Origin of the sequence: Mycoplasma razini (assembly GCF_048076865.1) — a bacterium.
Lineage (GTDB): Bacteria > Bacillota_I > Bacilli_A > Mycoplasmatales > Metamycoplasmataceae > Mycoplasmopsis.
The window spans coordinates 170,201-187,625 of sequence record NZ_CP182212.1; the positions used below are offsets into that span (position 1 = coordinate 170,201).

General features: G+C 30.6%; 10 protein-coding genes. 8 read left to right on the top strand and 2 right to left on the bottom strand.

Annotated elements, in window-relative coordinates; genetic code table 4:
- Positions 1–6: 6 nt before the first annotated feature.
- Genes ACM0L0_RS00890 through ACM0L0_RS00920 form a run of 7 tightly spaced genes read left to right on the top strand, consistent with a single transcriptional unit; the run spans position 7 to position 15,070 of the window.
- Entirely contained in the window at positions 7–5,556 is a 5,550-nt protein-coding gene (locus ACM0L0_RS00890) for a PDxFFG protein (RefSeq protein ID WP_416738684.1), read from the top strand.
- 11 nt (positions 5,557–5,567) lie between these two features.
- The gene (locus ACM0L0_RS00895) at positions 5,568–8,717 is read left to right on the top strand and encodes an ABC transporter substrate-binding protein (protein WP_416738685.1); all 3,150 of its coding nucleotides are present in this window, start codon (positions 5,568–5,570) and stop codon (positions 8,715–8,717) included.
- A 2-nt stretch (positions 8,718–8,719) separates the two neighbouring features.
- A complete protein-coding gene (locus ACM0L0_RS00900) occupies positions 8,720–9,769 on the top strand; it encodes an ABC transporter permease (protein ID WP_416738686.1) in 1,050 nt (349 codons plus the stop codon).
- A 1-nt stretch (position 9,770) separates the two neighbouring features.
- The gene (locus tag ACM0L0_RS00905) at positions 9,771–10,844 is read left to right on the top strand and encodes an ABC transporter permease (RefSeq protein WP_416738687.1); all 1,074 of its coding nucleotides are present in this window, start codon (positions 9,771–9,773) and stop codon (positions 10,842–10,844) included.
- Between the two features lie 6 nt (positions 10,845–10,850).
- Entirely contained in the window at positions 10,851–12,131 is a 1,281-nt protein-coding gene (locus ACM0L0_RS00910; protein ID WP_416738688.1) for an ABC transporter ATP-binding protein, read from the top strand.
- A 1-nt stretch (position 12,132) separates the two neighbouring features.
- The gene (locus ACM0L0_RS00915; RefSeq protein ID WP_416738689.1) at positions 12,133–13,464 is read left to right on the top strand and encodes an ABC transporter ATP-binding protein; all 1,332 of its coding nucleotides are present in this window, start codon (positions 12,133–12,135) and stop codon (positions 13,462–13,464) included.
- A 19-nt stretch (positions 13,465–13,483) separates the two neighbouring features.
- The gene (locus ACM0L0_RS00920) at positions 13,484–15,070 is read left to right on the top strand and encodes a hypothetical protein (protein ID WP_416738690.1); all 1,587 of its coding nucleotides are present in this window, start codon (positions 13,484–13,486) and stop codon (positions 15,068–15,070) included.
- Between the two features lie 41 nt (positions 15,071–15,111).
- Here ACM0L0_RS00920 and ACM0L0_RS00925 read toward each other — a convergent pair whose 3' ends face one another.
- Positions 15,112–15,933 carry an MAGa7180 family putative nuclease gene (locus ACM0L0_RS00925; RefSeq protein ID WP_416738691.1) on the bottom strand — a complete coding sequence of 274 codons (822 nt, stop codon included), beginning with the start codon at positions 15,931–15,933 and terminating at the stop codon, positions 15,112–15,114.
- Positions 15,934–15,976: 43 nt separating this feature from the next.
- On the bottom strand, positions 15,977–16,621 hold the full coding sequence (locus ACM0L0_RS00930) for a hypothetical protein (RefSeq protein ID WP_416738692.1): 645 nt from the start codon (positions 16,619–16,621) through the stop codon (positions 15,977–15,979).
- A 193-nt stretch (positions 16,622–16,814) separates the two neighbouring features.
- Between ACM0L0_RS00930 and ACM0L0_RS00935 the strand changes: the two genes are divergently transcribed.
- Positions 16,815–17,204: a hypothetical protein gene (locus ACM0L0_RS00935; protein WP_416738693.1), complete on the top strand. Its 390-nt coding sequence runs from the start codon at positions 16,815–16,817 to the stop codon at positions 17,202–17,204.
- The last annotated feature ends 221 nt before the right edge of the window (positions 17,205–17,425 follow it).

Below are 17,425 nucleotides of genomic sequence, written 5' to 3' on the forward strand. Positions count from 1 at the left end.
GTGAACATGATTAAAAATTGATCATTAAAAACAAAAGTTTTATTATCATTAGCAGCTTTATCAGTTGGTGCTGGTATTGCTATAGGTTCAATGGTAGCCTATGCAGAAAATTCTGATGAAAAATTAGGACCACTATCTCCAGCTAATAAGATGCTATTTAACAATGACTACGCAAAGATTTATGATGAGGAAGGAAATCTAAAACCAGAATTAGCGATTTTAGATCCTCAAAAGAAAAATAAAGTTGCAGGTGTTTCAGCTGATGCTTCAGAATACTGATTTATTCAAGAACCATCTAAGAAATACAACTTTACAGATTTCTTCAATGCGTACTTTGAAAAGTTCAATGAAGCATTTATCCTAGAAGTAAAATATGGCTCATTTAGTTTCTACAATGAGTATGTTTTAGCTGTGCATCCTGAACAATTTATTGAATTTTCTAACTGGTTTATTAAGAATGTTGCATGAGGACCTGATCTTTTAACTCTAGACTCATTTAGAATTGTGCCTGGAGTTGAACAAAATGGGAATGCGATAACCCTTGGTTCACACTCAACATTACATAAAGAAGTTAGTGAAATTAAATTCTTCCCAGATGCCTTCTTCGGTTCATTACCAATTCACTCATTAAATGGTGGAAGAGGAAATGCCCCAGATGCTTTAACTTATTCAACTTTTAAAAATGAAGTTTCAAAAGATGTGCTTGATGATTACTTAAAAAGCATTCCATATGCTTCAGCAATCAAAAATGCTAGCGTCTTACCAAGCTTTAGCTCATATAAAGAAATTTTAATAACAAGTAAACTTAATAAAGAAAAATTTAAGGTTCTTTTTGACCAAGTTATAAATGATAAAGGCCAAATTATTAGAAATCAAACTCTATACTTACCTTTTGATGTGACAAAAGCTCAATTTGACGAATTAAAAGCAAAATATGCAGATGAATTAGCAAATGCAAGTTTTGACCAATTACGTCCAATTGAAATTATTTCAGCTACAACAGCAGTTGATAACAATAACGAAGACAAACCTCAAGAACTAGAAAAAGATTTAGATTTAAACATTACATTTAAATATTTAGATGTTGCTGAAAAAGATCAAGAAACTATTGATAAAGAATTAGCTAAGATTAAAGATTTAGCAGCTGATACTCCAAGACAACATGCTGAAAAAAGAGTACAAAGAGAGACAATTAATAATAAATTTACAACTTCAATAAACTTCCCAACTATCCAAGGAAGATCATATGAAAGTTACAAATTATTTGTCCAAGTGGCTAATAGTAAAATTAGAAACTTCTTGGACTTTTATGATATTGATGCATATGCAGATGGACATGATTCAATTTATGTTTATAAACCACGTAATGGTGAACCAATGCAATATTTTGCATCATTCCTAGAAGCAATCAATACTGTTCCTGAACTATCAAAAGCTTCATATGTAAAACAAAAAGCTTTAGTTCAAAAGTACTTAATTACAAAAATGGATATTGAACATAATCCAGAAGTTAAAATGCATACTTTAAATGTAACATTGCAAAATCAAGAAGCTGCTAACAAAGACTTATTCTTATCATTCTCAGCTTCTCAAGCAAACAATTATCAACCTGAAGGTTTTGAACAATTTAAAGATGCTTTAGGATACCTTGGAACAATTAGTCCTGTGACATTGTTCTATACACCTGAAGATAAAACTTTAGTGGATAAAGAAGGAAACCCAATTTCTGGTTTAGCAGCTAGAAAATATCAAGTTTATAATGAAGCTTATGCAGGATTAATTGATAAAGTAACTGCTAAATATCCACATTTACTTCAAAAATTAAATGGACCTCACATTGTTAAGACAGTTGATCAAAATGGTGTCTACCAATATCAACTTCAAGATGGTGAATACCGTGGTTTAACACCAGGGGATAGAATTGGATTACCTCTAATTTTAGGTGCTTTAATCCCGGACTTTAAAGGTGTGCCAACTGATTTCTTAAAATATGTTGCAACTCACGAATATGGACACCACTATACATTAGATCAAGGACAAGCTTGAATTAATGACAAAAACCCAATTATTGTTGGTGGACTTTCAACCCGTGGTGGAGCAAACGAATCTTCATACTACTCATATGAAGCTTTAGTTAACTACTTAGAAGCTAGAACAAATATTGAAGTAATTAGAGTTAATGCAAATAACCAACCAACTGAATATGGTAAATTCATTCGTTTCAGATTTGGAATTCTAGACGAAAATGGAAAGGTAACTAAATTTGAAACTGAAGCCTTAGCTGACATTTGAGGAACTCCAAAATCAAATGATGATATTTTCAATGTGCTTAAAAATGAAAAACGTCGTTTCTTACAAGACTTTGCCGGAATGGTTAAAGCAGCTAAAGAAAGACATGTTGCATTAGGTGATTTATTCATTGCTAACTCATTTGATGCTGATTCAGGTACCTTAAACCCAAGAATTTCAGGAATCGCTAAAGCATTTGAAAAAATTCAAAAAGCAAGTGGAAATTACAACTACAAATTAGTGCCTATTACAGCTCGTGAAGTTATTTCACAAATGAAAGATGGAGCTGGAAATCCTTTAACTAATTTCATTACATTTACTAATGATAATAACTTCACAATTAAAATTTATGAAGCTGATGAAAAACATCCAAATATCATACGTAAAATTAACATGTTTAAAAAGGACAAAACTCCTGTAATCAATGTGCCTTTAAATGTACCACTTGATGAAGAAAGTTTAAGTTACTTACATACACAAGAACACGTTATTGAAGATTCAATTAGAGCCACAATTAACAGAGACATGTTTGATTCTGGGTGAGATACTAACTCAACTAGAATTGGTGGAAAATTCGAATTCTTTACAACTTCATTATTTAACCAAGACAATAACATTAACACAATGTTACAAAGCTTAGTTGGTCGTGAAAACAAAATTGAAATTGAGCCTTCAGCAAATGCTAATGCTGTAGCTAAAGGTGACAGTAAAGTACGTAAGGCTAATACTTACCTTGCTTTAAGAGCTGGATTAAGAAACGAAATTAACGACTTAAATAGATATATTGCTGACATGGCTACTGGTTTAGATGGTGATTCAGTTAAAATTTCTATTTATAGAAATAGTGGTCTAGAACCTGTGTTAGCGTTTAGAAAAGACCAAAACGATACTGTCTTAAGTGTAGACAAATTTGTTTTCCCTTACATGAGTGGTAATTTCTTCCTTGGTGAAATTTCAAACTACCGTGATTCATTTGCAAATAGAATTTCTTCATTAGCTCATGATTATGGAACTAACGATACAAGAGCTAGATGATCTAGTCATATCCTATTTAGTTTCTTAGAAGGTAGTGGATGAAGTCCAAGAACTAATAATAATCCAACTAGAAAGAGTGATACATTATTTGGATACATCGATAAAAATGATGTAATTATGGCAACTTCTCAAGTTAGAGATTTAGCATCAAACCCATTAAATAAATTTGGTGACCAAGTGCGTGGCATGGTAATTAACCCATTCTCTGACGGAATTAATGCTTCTGATCGTGCTTTATTAAAAGCAATTAACAAAGGGTCAAATAACATCCACTCTGCTAATGTTTCATTACCTGGAAGCTCTGAATCAGCACAAAGCTATCGTGCAGATTCATTCCATGAATTATTAACTTTTGCTTCAATTAACTATGCCAAAGCAACTTATGTACCTGCTAGCGAAAGTTACAATTGAGATTTAGCTTATGTACAATCTAAATTTAACTTAACTCAAATTGAAATTTTAGCAGCAAGCGATACTACTAAAGAAGCAGCACCATTGGTCAACTTAATTAAACAAGCTGCAAATGATGCAGATAAAAAACAAGCTTTAGCTAACTATGCAATGTACAGATTTAGACACTCTAACTTAGTGCTTTCTGTAGTTGACTTCTCACCAGCAACAGATTTAGTAGCTAATCGTGCAGTATTTTCAAAATTATATGGAATCACAATTTTAGATCCTGTATTTAATAAATACTACATGGAAGATACAACTAAAGCTGTAGAAAATCCACTTCTAGTTTTCGATGCTAAGAAATTACAAGACTTCTTACAAAACCTACTTAAAGAACACAAACTAGAAGCTCAAGCTAAATACTTCAGCCTTTCAGATTTCTTAAATTTAGTTGGAAATACATTAATTTGAAAAGATCGTGGTTTACTTGATCCTAAAGATGCTACATTATTTAATGTTTCATGAGGTGGCTTTACATCAGGGGAACCTTCAAGTGATGTAATTAACTATAATGACACTAGAGTTGAACCATTATTAAACGATAAGTTTACCGACTATATTTATAGTATTGCTGAAACTTTAACTAGAGATTATGTGCAAACAGTTTACTCTCCAGATACTGAAGACTTTGGAAACACACCAGATTATCTTTCAGGCTTAAATGAAGCTATTACTGGTCTTGATTACATTGTTGATGGAACTAAATTAAATTACTTAAATGATAAACGTAATGATATTAAAGGTATTGCTAAGGGGCTTAAAGCTACTTTAGAAGGCACAAGATGAACTAAATATATTGCTCAAACAATTGATTCACAAATTGCCTTTAATAAAGAAATTGCAAAATTAAAAGCTGAATATGAAGATGCTATTGCTCAATTAGCTAAATATCAACCAAACACTACTGAATATAAAATTTATTCTAACTATTTACACAGTAAACAAGCTGCTTACTTAAAAGCAACTGAGAACAAGATTAAACACAACATTGAAATTAAGTCACCTATTTTTGATGAAATTAGTGATAAAGATTTCTTTAATGCAGATTCATTCCTTGCATCTAACTATTTTGGAAGATTCATTTCAAACAGTAATGGGTTCTTTAAAGACAGATTTGAAAAAGAAACTATTGGAATGGAATTATATGATACCGATAGAAACCCTATTGTTGATCAAAACATTAGATTAAAAGACTTTAATGGAAATAAAATTACTAAACGTCCAGAAGCCTTCTTCATCTCACAATTATTAAACTATGGAGTTTCAAAAAGAAGCATTTCAGGTATTTTTAGAAATAAAGAACTAGACGCTCTTGCAATGTATGGATACATCAAAACTGATCTAGCTGCTCAAGCTAAATATATTAAGTTTACAGATGTTGATACTAAAGAAGAGAAATTCTTAAAAATAAATACAAATAAAACAAACAACATATTCTGATTAGAAAAACAAGGTGATGTAACAACTAAGAAAACAATTGAAGATTATGGTTACACATCATGATTAACAGACTATGCATTAATGGCTAAATATAGAGATGCACTACTTAAACCAAAACACAGATACTACATTGAATTTGCAAACGCAAATAAAGAAGCAATTCAAGATGTAGAACTTGGAAATGTAGATGCTATTTCTGAAAATGCTAAAGCCTCACAACAATCACCAATTAAAGTTATTCCTGAAGTTGTAACAGTAAATAAAAATGGTGTAGAAGTAGAGGAAAAAACAGGAAAATCAATCATTAGCATTGATTACCAATTCAACATTACACACTAGAAAGGAGAGTGATGACTAAAAACATCAAAAAAATATCAAAATATCTGCTGTTAGCATCCGCTCCTTTGGGATTGATTGCTACAAGTGTTGCATGTGGTTACAATAACACTGAAGATACTGATAATAAATTAAATACACTAAATAAAGGTGATGGAAACAGTCATTCTAAGACACAATCAATAAAAGTTGATTATGATTTAGGTTTAGCGACTGAACCAATTAACAACTTAAACTATGTTAAATATAAATCAATGGATAAAATCCTTCCATCACTTGTGGATAGTTTCCTAAAAACTGGTCCTTCAACTAACTTAAAGAGAGTTTTACCTTCTAAAAGAAGTTATAACTTCGTTGTAATGGACAATCCTAAAGACAAAAGCTCAGCTAACTTTGAAAAATATATTCAAGATAATGCAAGTACTTTAATTCAAGACAATGGAACTAGAGGAATTACTAGCTCATATTACTCAATTGATCAATTTAATACTGTAGGTGGATTAGCTAATGATTCAGCTGTTGGTACAGAATTAAAAAATAAATCAACAATCTTTGCTTTTAAAAACCCTAGAAACAATAACAACTATATGGCTATTACAGGTTTTGTGAATGCTAAGAAAAACAGATGATCAAATGGTGATTATGTTTCAGCGCAAGATATAAGAGACTACTTTGAATATGTTTTAGACCTTAATACAGGGTCACAAAAATTAGATACCATTAAAAAATATGGTTTCCGTGCAGCTGATAAGTTTATTGATGCTCAAAAGGATTACTTAGCTAAATTCAATAAGACTTACAAAAATCCATTTGGACGTCGTCCTTATGTTTGAAATCAGGTCTTAAAAAGATATGTGCAAGATCCTAATGCATTAGTTTACCAAGCACAAACATTTGATAAAAATGGACAAGCTATCGATGCTAAAGAGGTGGCAGCAATTAAACAAGCTGCTCATGAATTTGGTTTTTACACTGGTCAACTCTTTTTAGACTTTGATAATAGTTTCATTGCTGATAATTTAAAATACAATGAAAACTTTAGCTTAGATAAAGAAATCCAAGAGTTTAAATTTAAAGATAATGAGAATGAAAAAGAAAAAACTATCACAATAGTAAAAAACCCTTATGTTAATCCATATCAAACCTTTTCTCTAGATTCAAAAGGTTTAGAAGGTGACATTAAATCATTATCAAAAGATGAAAACTCATTTAACTTAATTTTTGATGAAAACCATACACCTGATTTATCATACTTACTATTTACTATCTTATATAACTTATACCCAATTAATCGTAAGTACATCGAAACAGAAGCAGGTGGAATTGATAAGTATGGATCAGAACCAGATAAATTCTTAACTACAGGACCTTTTGTAATTCCAAAAGGGACTGATGGGATTTTACTTGGGCCAAATGGTTACATTAATTTAGTTAAAAATAAAGAATATTATGATGCTGAAAACACAATTTCAAATAAAATCAAGATTTTATTCTCAACAAATAAAAATACTAATGCTTTATTCTTTGAAGATGGTTATATTTCACAAACTTACATTCCAGCATCTAAGATGACAGCTTACTGAGCTGATGAAAACATCAAAAACTACTTAAACAAAAACCAAGGTTATGGAACAATCGCATTTGGTTTCAACTTAGATCAAGAAACAAATGGAGATAGTTACTTACAAAACCAAGATATCAGAAATGCTATTTATTACGCAATTAACCGTGATGACGCATTAAAATTCGTGGGTTGAGATTTCTCATTCCCAGTTAATACTTGAACAGCTTATGGGCAATACAAGACATTTGATGGTAAAAACCTTGAAATGTTTTTTGAAGGTATGAAAGCGAAAGCTAAAAATGACAAAGAATTCCCACTTCAAAACTATGAATATGTAGTGCACATGGCTAAAGGATTTAACTTTGAAAAGACTAAACGTAGAGATTTAGCATACGATGTTCCAACTGCTGAATTCTATATTAATCGTTTCAAACAAGCACACCCTGAAGTAAAACAAATTACTTTACGTTTCTTAAACAATGGACAAGATGAACAAAAGAAAGCTGGATCATATCTAAAAGAAGCAATGAATAAAGCATTTGGTGGCTTTATTAATATTGAACTTAAAAGCTTACCTGAAAACATCTTTGCCAGCTTTATTGAAAAAGGTGAATACGACATTATTTACCAAAACTATGACAGAATTGGTGGTAACGGGGCACAAGATTATGTAATGGCTTTCTTTAAGAAAGATGAAATTGATACAATTAACCAAAAAACCATTGCCTTTAAAGAAAACCCAGTTGGATCATTTACATATGCAGATTACTTAGCTGACTTAATTCTGGAACAATTAAGAAAACAAGATCCTCAAGTTTCACGTTTAAGTCTATTACAAAGTGATATTGATGCAATTCAAAATGTAATTAATGCTGATGCAACTTTAACTGATGCCTTTAACCAAGCACTTAATAGTAAAGAAACATCTAAGATTTTGGCCTTTAGTGATGCTTACTTAGATAAAATCACTAAACAAGTTGCTCAAGCAAATGCAACAATTCAAAATAGATATTCAAAACAATACATTAAGAACTTATTAGAGTACTTATTATTAGCTCCAAATGCTGAAGATACTTTACAACAAAAGGCACATAAAAATAACATTAGAAAAGCTAGATTACACTCAGCTTTCAACTTGTTCTTACCTACATTCATGACTGTAAAACAAATATCAGACTTAACTAATGCAACTCAAGAAAGACTTGAGTTTAACCAAGATAATATTTTTGAAACAGGTGATGAAGGTACATCAAAAAGAATTGCACCTAAATTCTGAGATAAATTTATTCAACTAGCTTTACCAAAATTCGAAGAATCAACATTTGATTACACTTCTAGATTATCTTCATTCTTCACAGGAAACTTCTCTGATGAAGAAATAGCTGAAAACTGAGAACAAAGTGTTGTATACCAATTTATTGGTTCACTTGAAAAAGTAATTAGAGATGCTGCAATTGTAGTGCCTCTAATGGAAGTTGACACCAACTGAGAAGTTACAAAAGTTGGTGGAGTAGATTCTTTATTTAGATTCTCACTACAATATGCTTACGATATGACTAGACCTCCAAGAAATGGTCTACCAACAACAAGGGAAGGATAATAATGCAGAAAGTTAAATATAATAACGAAACTTATTTACTTGATGATGCCAAAGTGGCTTTCAAAAGTAAAAGAACTAATGATCTTACTTTAATGCAAAAAATACTTTCAATTGATTCACCATTCTTAAGAACCTTTTGAAGAGTATTTAAAATTATTCTTGAATTCTTTATTATCGGACTTATTGTTATCTCAATCACTTTCTTCCTTATTAACTCAGTTCCAGGTGAAAACCCCTTAACTCAAGGGCTAGATGAAGCTTCTAGAAAAGCTGTAGAGGAAAAATACGGATTAAATTTACCTTTAATTCAAAGATACTTTAATTATCTAAAAGGCTTATTTACAGGAAACTTTGGAATTTCACTTTCATTATTCCCTGGACAAGAAATTAACTCCTTTATTTGAGATAGATTTTATAAATCATTCTTAGTTGGAATTTTCTCAGTTGTTCTAACTGTCGGAATCGGAATTCCACTTGGAATTTGAATTGGTAAAAATCCAGGTGGATGAGTTGATAATATTTCAACTATCATAGTAAGTATTTTCTCATCAGTGCCTTCAATCATTTTCGCCTTAGTGCTAGTCTTTTTAGGACGTGCTGTTGGAATGCCTTATGTATTCGATCATACTAACTTTATTACTTTCATCTTACCAGGATTAGCCTTATCACTTGGAAGTATCATTGTTTATATCAAATACATCCGTACAGAATTAAACAGAGAGTTAAATTCAGTGCATGCTAAGTTTGCTTACTTAAAAGGTGTATCAAAAAATAGATTTGTCTGAATGCATGCTTTAAAACCAGCATTATTCCCAATTGCAACTTTCTTCCCAGCAGTTATCTTTGGATCATTTATTGGAAGTATCTTTATTGAACAAATCTTCCTTATTCCAGGGTCTGGGGACACCTTATTACAAGCAATTCAAACTAAAGACTATAATGTTATCTTATTCTTAATCGTAATGTTTGCTTTATTAACAGTGCTTTCATATGCTTTCCGTGATATCTTATATGAAGCAATTGATCCAAGAATCAGAAGAAGAGGAGCTTAGAATGAACCAAGAAAACGAACACAATCAACAGGCAAAACAGCCTTCAAAAGTTAAAGCTTTCTTCGATAAATGAGCTAATAACATTAAAGCTCGTGCTTCATTAGGAAACCAAAACGAAGCAAACATGCAAGATTTATCCGCTCCTAACCCAATCACACAACCATTTAACTACCAAAGTTGAAAATTGGTTGGTAAAATCATGGATTACCAATCAGACATGCACATGGGTTCAGAAACTAAAGCATTTAAAGAATTTATTAATAGATTCTCACGTTCATTTGCTGGAGTTTTTGGATTAGTAACTTTAGTAACATTAGTTTTACTTGCAATCATTATTCCATTTACAACTCAAGATCCAACTACAACTAACATTTCTGCCAAATCCTTAACTTTTAACTCATATGATTCAGACAACATTTATCACTTCTTTGGAACTGATGATGTCGGGAGAGATTATTGAGCTAGGTTATGATGAGGATTACGTTATTCAATAGCACTTGCCTTTGTGGTAACTGCAATTGAAGTCGTAATCGGTTTAACAATCGGAATTATGATGGGACAATTTGAAATGTTTGACAAAATTATGACTTTTATCATTAAAGTTATTTCAATTGTGCCTACAATTATTATCTTGATTTTAATGACCATTATTATTTCACCTAGTTTCTGAGTTATTGTCTTTTCACTTTCATTAACTTCATGAACAGGAATGGCTAACCAAATCAGAGCGCAAGTAAAACGTGCTAAATACTTCGAATGAGTATCAGCTTCTAAAATTTTAGGAACTCCTACTTGAAAAATACTTAAAAACTATATCCCTGTAATCTTACCTATTTTAATTACACAACTTGTCTTCACAATTCCTGGGGTTGTTTTATCTGAAACATCACTTGCTTTCATCGGACTTGCAATTGAAGATGTGCCTACACTTGGTAACTTAATTTCAGATGGACAAAAATTATTCCCAGATTACGTAAGATATGTCTTCGTGCCTGCTACATTCTTAATTTTAATTACAACTAGTGTGCAACTTATTGGTGCTTCTGTGCAAGACTCATTAAGAAGACAAAGATAGGAAATTATGAAATCAGAACACTTATCACAAGATCAAAAAAATATAGCTAAACGTGAACAAGAAATTGCTCAAGCACGTGCTAAAGCTAGCAAGCAAACACTAGGACATAAGTTGTGACGTAAGTTTACAGTATACTGAGCTAATAAATTTTCATTCTTCTCATCAAAAAACAATTTATTTGATTGAGAAGAATTCGAAAAAAATGTGCAATATAAAGTTTTACCAAATGGCGAAAAAGTTAAGATTGCTGCTGAAATCAATGATGTACAATTATCATTTACCAACCCTTCTAGACCTGGAGAAAAGAATAAAGTTTTAAGAGGACCTTCAATTCAAATTTATGAAGGAAAAGTTCATGCAATTATTGGTGAATCTGGATCTGGAAAATCAGTAATCACTTCATTACTTTATGGGTTAACAGGAGATAATGCTGTAATTGATAGTGGTGAAGTTAAACTATATAATAATAATGTAGAAAAATTCACTTTTAAAGATTGAGAAAAATCTCATTATCGTGGAAGAGTAGTCTCAGCTGTCTTCCAAAACCCAATGTCAACTTTAAACCCTACTATGAAAGTTGGAAAACAAATCATGGAAGGTATGTTGATTAATAAAGTTGTCAAAAACAAAAAAGAAGCCTACCAAAGAGCTGTAGAATTCTTAAAATTAACTAAAATTTCAGACCCTGAAGGGGTTATGAAACTTTATCCTCATGAAATGTCAGGGGGAATGATCCAACGGGTAGTTATTGCAGCTATTGTTGCTCTAGAACCTAAAATCTTAGTTATGGATGAGCCTACTACTGCTCTTGATCCTACTGTTCAAGCTTTAGTATTAGATGTTATTCAAGACTTACAAAAGAAATTGAATCTTTCAATTGTCTTTATTACTCACGACCTTGGAGTAGTTGCCTCAATTAGTGATTTCATTTCAATTATGTATGCTGGACAAATTATTGAAGAAGGTACTGCAAAAGAAATTTTACAATACCCTCAACACCCATATACTTGAGGATTAATTCTAAGTATGCCTGATGTTAACAGAGGAGATCGTTTAGCTACAATTCGTGGGTCTGTTCCATCTAACTTAAACAATATCGTTGGTGATGCCTTTGCAGTTAGAAATGACTATGCTTTAGGTATTGATTTTGTTGAAGAACCTAAATTCTACTATTTATCTGAAACACATAGAGTTAAATCAGCACTTCTAGATGATCGTGCGCCTGAATATCAACCACCAAAACACATTCAAAAATTATGAAAGGAGTTTTTAGCTAAGTCTAAATAATATGTCACAAAAACCTTATTATGAAACCAAAAGAAAATTCCTTTTCTTTAAACAAAAACACATTCGTTTCAACACTCCTGGTGTTGAAGGGATGCTTGAAGTGCCAGAAGGTAAAACCTTATTAGCAACTTTAAGAAATGTTGATATAACTTATGGTTCAGGTTCAAAAGAATTCCGTGCAGTTACTGATATGAATATGAATATTTACCGTGGAGAAGTTTTAGGACTTGTTGGTGAATCTGGTTCAGGTAAAAGTACAATTGGAAGAGCAATTATAGGCCTAACTCCACATAGCTTTGGTGAAATTAAAATTTTTGACAAAGTGGTTCCTAAAAAAATGGCAAGAGGCTTTAAGTTTGGTAAAAAACTGAAAGAATATAAAGAAATCGAAAACTTTATGGTTAATAAAGTTCAAATGATTTTCCAAGACCCTGCTAACTCATTAAACCCACACATTAATGTGGAATCAGTAGTTTCTGAAGGATTAACCAACATTAAGAATGCTAAAGAAATTTACTTATTTAACATTGATCAAGATGTTGAAAAAGAATTATATACAAAGTGGCTACCAGAAAAAAGCTATCCACAATTTTATGGTGAGTACAAAAAGCAATTAGATGCTGACATAGCTTTAAATGAAAACGTAGCTTTTGAAGCTTTATATAACAAATTAGCTAATGATTTAGCTAACTATTCAGAATTACAAGCAGCGAGTGAATATTTAGCTCAAGCTAAAGCACATCGTGAAGAATTAAATAAATTAACAGAAGTTGAATGTAAAAGAATCCTAGTTCGTGATATTTTAAAATCAGTTGGACTAGATGATTCAGTTCTTAAACGTTATCCACTTGAATTTTCAGGAGGACAACAACAACGGATTGGTATTTCACGTGCTGTGGTATTACGTCCTTCGCTTTTAATAGCTGACGAACCTATTTCAGCCTTAGATGTTTCTATCCAAGCACAAGTTGTTAACATCTTTAATGAACTTAAGGAAAAATATAACTTAACAATTCTTTTTATCGCCCATGACTTACGTATGGTTGAATATATTTCAGACAGAATTGCAGTTATGAATAAAGGAAGATTACTTGAAATCGGAACAACTGATGAAATCATGAATCATTCATTACACCCTTATACTAAATCATTATTAGATGCAGTGCCTTCAATTGAAGGTGAAAAAGGTAGCTTAATTGGTTACAGTTATAATCCTGCAATCCATGGCTACACATCTTTATACCAACCACAATGAATTAAAATTAATAATGATCACTACATTTTAGCTACACCAGAAGAGCTTGATGAGTGACGTAAAGGAATTTATAAATAAAATATAAAGGAAGTATATTATGAAATTAAAAGGAATATTGTTAACCATTAGTGGTTTAACATTAGCAGCAGCTCCAGCTATTGCTATTAGCTGCCAAAAACCTGAAGATCAGGATTCTGGTAATCAAACTCAAAATAATCCAAAACCAGAACCTGATACTACAAATAACGAAACATTAAAAACAGAATTAAATAAAACTATCAATGCTATTAATAACTTAGATATCAAAAACAAATCTCAATATACTGCTGATCAATTAGCTACAATGGATAAAGCAGAACTTGCAAAATTAGTTTCAATTCCTGGAACTAATTTTGATGAAACTAAATATGGTATAACGGTAGTTAAAGCTGAAAAGAAATTAAATGAAGAAGCTACAGCTTATGATTTAGACTTAACTATTCAAATTTATAGTAAAGAAAACAATCAAGTAATCTCATTTACAAGAAAATTTCAAAACTTGTCAGGATTTAATATTGCGATTGAAGATGTAAATACTTTAATATCAAATAAATACATTAATGATTTTGCTAGAAGTATCACCCTAGATGTAGCAAATAAAGAAAATATTTTTGCAAAAGATGTAGAAAAGAATCAAGTTACAATTACTATTCCTGAACAAGCTGCTCACAAAGATTTATTTAATGTAGCTGTCGAAAGCCTTAGACCAAAAGCTATTAACACAACTTTAGAAGTTACTTTATTAGTTTCATCAAAGAAAAGCGCAACACAACAAACTGTTACAGTTGATATTACAGGATTTAAAAATGATGAAACTACATTAGCAAATGAAGAATTAAAAACATCACTTGCTGCAAATATTAAAGACATTAAATTATCAGTTAATGATACTAAATTATTACCTTCACAAGTGGGACGCGAAAATATCATTGCAAGTAATTATGATGAAAAAAACTTTACATTTGCTATTTTAGAAGATGTGGTAACTGGAGAAAATACACCTGAAGCAACTGTAGAATATGCACTACAACCACAATTTAAACTTGATCCTTTTACATTTGCAAAACTTGGATTAAAAGTTAAATTTAAGTTAACAGCAAAAAGTAATCCTGAAATTACTGCTACAAGTGTATATGATATTAATAAAGGATTTCCATCAATCTCAAGAAGTATTTTCCAAACACCAAAGGATTCAACTGTAGATAGTAATCCTACACCGCCAGAAAGTGCAAGAGATATAAAATATCTACAACTTCAATATAAAAAGAAACAATCAGATAAAAATCTAGTGACTGGCTTTATTAAAAAAGATTTAGAACCAATTAATGAAAAGGATCCATATAAAGATTTAAAATACAAATACAAAGATTTACGTCAAAAAATTTTAGATAATCTATTTGTTAAATCAAGTGATGGTTCAGGTTCATTAATGATTGTTCCTAACTTGCCAACAGCCCAAAGAACATTTTTAACATGAATTTTATTTACTATTGATAGACAATATTATGCACCAAAACCTAAGGCTGAATTATACCAATTATTCAATGCTCCATTAGGGAAAGATGCATTAACTCAAAACACAACATATAATGTTGATCACATAATTGATATTGCTAAGAAAACAGCAACTAACGCAAACGTATAAGAAAAAAATCCAGCCTAACATTTAGTTAGACCTGGATTTTTTTATGCTTTAATATCAGGGTCAGCTTTTCCTTGAGCTTTTCATTTTTCAAGTAAAGCTTCTCATTGAGCAAAATTTTCGCACTCTAAGTATTCTAATTGATCTGCATTAATTGAGAGATCAAAACGTGGGGAAATTTTAGTATTAGTATAAAAGTTATATCAATTTTTAATTTTAGCTATATCATCTAGAGCATCTTGCTTGTTTAATTTAAATGCATAAGTTTGTAAACTACGTTGACTAAGATCAATATTTTCTGGATGTTCATAATCTTCTGGACGTAAAAATAAAGCAACAATTGAGTAAGAATCCGCACCTTTTAAATAAGAATATAGTTGTGCTTGCTTACGATAAGCAGGATCAACTCCTTCTTTTGCTCATAGCTCTTTTTTCTTTTCACCTGCTGTTTTAATTTCTAAAATCATGTTTTTAATTGGTAAATAACCATCAGGAACCCCACCAATAATTGGATCAGAGGCAAAAAAGTCATAATTATAAGCTGCTGCTTCATAGTTTTCAATTGCCACATTTGGCATTTTACTACGCAAGTAATCAAAAATACGAGGTTCAAGTACTACTCCAGCATGTACATATTTTTGAGTTAAAACTGGCAATTTTAGACGAGTAATATGACAAAAGGCACTAAATTCATTTTTAAAAGCATCTTTAATTAAAATATCTGCAATTGAACTACCACCCATTTTTTTATATTTGTCAAATTGTCCATTGGAATGCAACTTTGCATATAAGTGATCGCTTAAGATTAAAACTTGTTTATCATAATCAATAAAGTAATCAGTTTTGTTAAAAAATTTTCTAGGCATATTTTAATTTTAACATAAGGCAAAAATAAAATAGTCATTAAGACTATTTATTAATATGATTACGAATAATAACATCTGCAATAACTTTTACGTTGTCAAATTTAGGATATCATTCTAAATCAATTAAAGTATTTTGAGGAACAATCTCATCAAAACAAATATTTACTAATTTATCAAAACTTGTTTCAGTTGAGTTATCATCTACCCCTGGTACGAATTTAGTTGCATCCATGAATTTTTCAATTCTGATTGCTAAAACTTTAACTTCATCACCTTCTTTAACATTTTTTTCAAGTGATGCTTTGTTACCTTTGAAGTAATCTAATTCATTAGGGAATCTAAGATCATCAATAATGAATAAACTATTTAGGTTTTCTTGAGATGATTTTTCCATTGTCTCTCTAATTTTGTCAAAAACTTTTGCACATCAAACGTTTGAGTCAATTCTTCTTCCCACTTCACCCATAGCAATTCATAATGGTCTTACGATTTCTTTATCAATACCATCTCAGTGAATTTCATCTAAGATTGGCTGTGTAATTTGCTTAATTGGTTGTGCAAATGATAAAATGTGGATATTATCATTAAATTGATCTTTTAATTTATTTGAAAGTTCTGTACTTAAAAGACCTTTACCACTTCTTCTTTTACCATTGATTAAAATAATTAAGTGTGTGTTCTTTTTCATTTGTGTTCCTCCATATAATATTTAATAAAAAAAGCCTATAACATGCTCTTTAATTTTTATGTTATTATACATTGTAATTCCATAAGATTTAAATAAATCTTAAAAAATCTAAAAATGTGAAAAAAAGAATTTCCACATTTTATATTTTTGCTAATTATTCAATTTTTTACATAAATAATGTAATATTGATTACATGAAAAAGATCAAAACAATATTTAGCTCATTACTAGGAGTAGCTACATTATCTATCCCAGTTCTTTCTGCTGTTGCTTGTGGAAATACAGAAACTGAAACACAAAGTGCTGATGCTAAACCATTTATATCATTATTAAATAAATTAACTTTTACATATAATGGTAATAAAGCTGATGTTTTAGCTAAAGATGTTACTGTTCAAAACATCCAAGTTACTGGATATAATAAGGATGAATTTCAAGTAACAATTATTTCAGTAGAACCAGAACACTATTTATTAGATACTGTATCTGTTAAATTTACAATAAAAGACTTAAAAAACGATGCTACATCAAATGAAATTAGACAAAGTATTAGTGGTTTTAAAAAGCCTGAAGCATCTAAATAATAATATATAGCTGTTCATCAGCTATTTTTTATTTTTTTATTTGGAATGTAATAATATAGTGGTATTATTTAATCAATATTTCACCAACGACAGCTTCTCTAGCTTGTCAAATATTTAAAAAAATAAATAAAAAAATTGTTGATAAAAAAATATTTTGGTGTTATAATATTATCGCTTGTTATGACGAATAACAAATGCATAAAGTTCTTTGAAAACTAGAT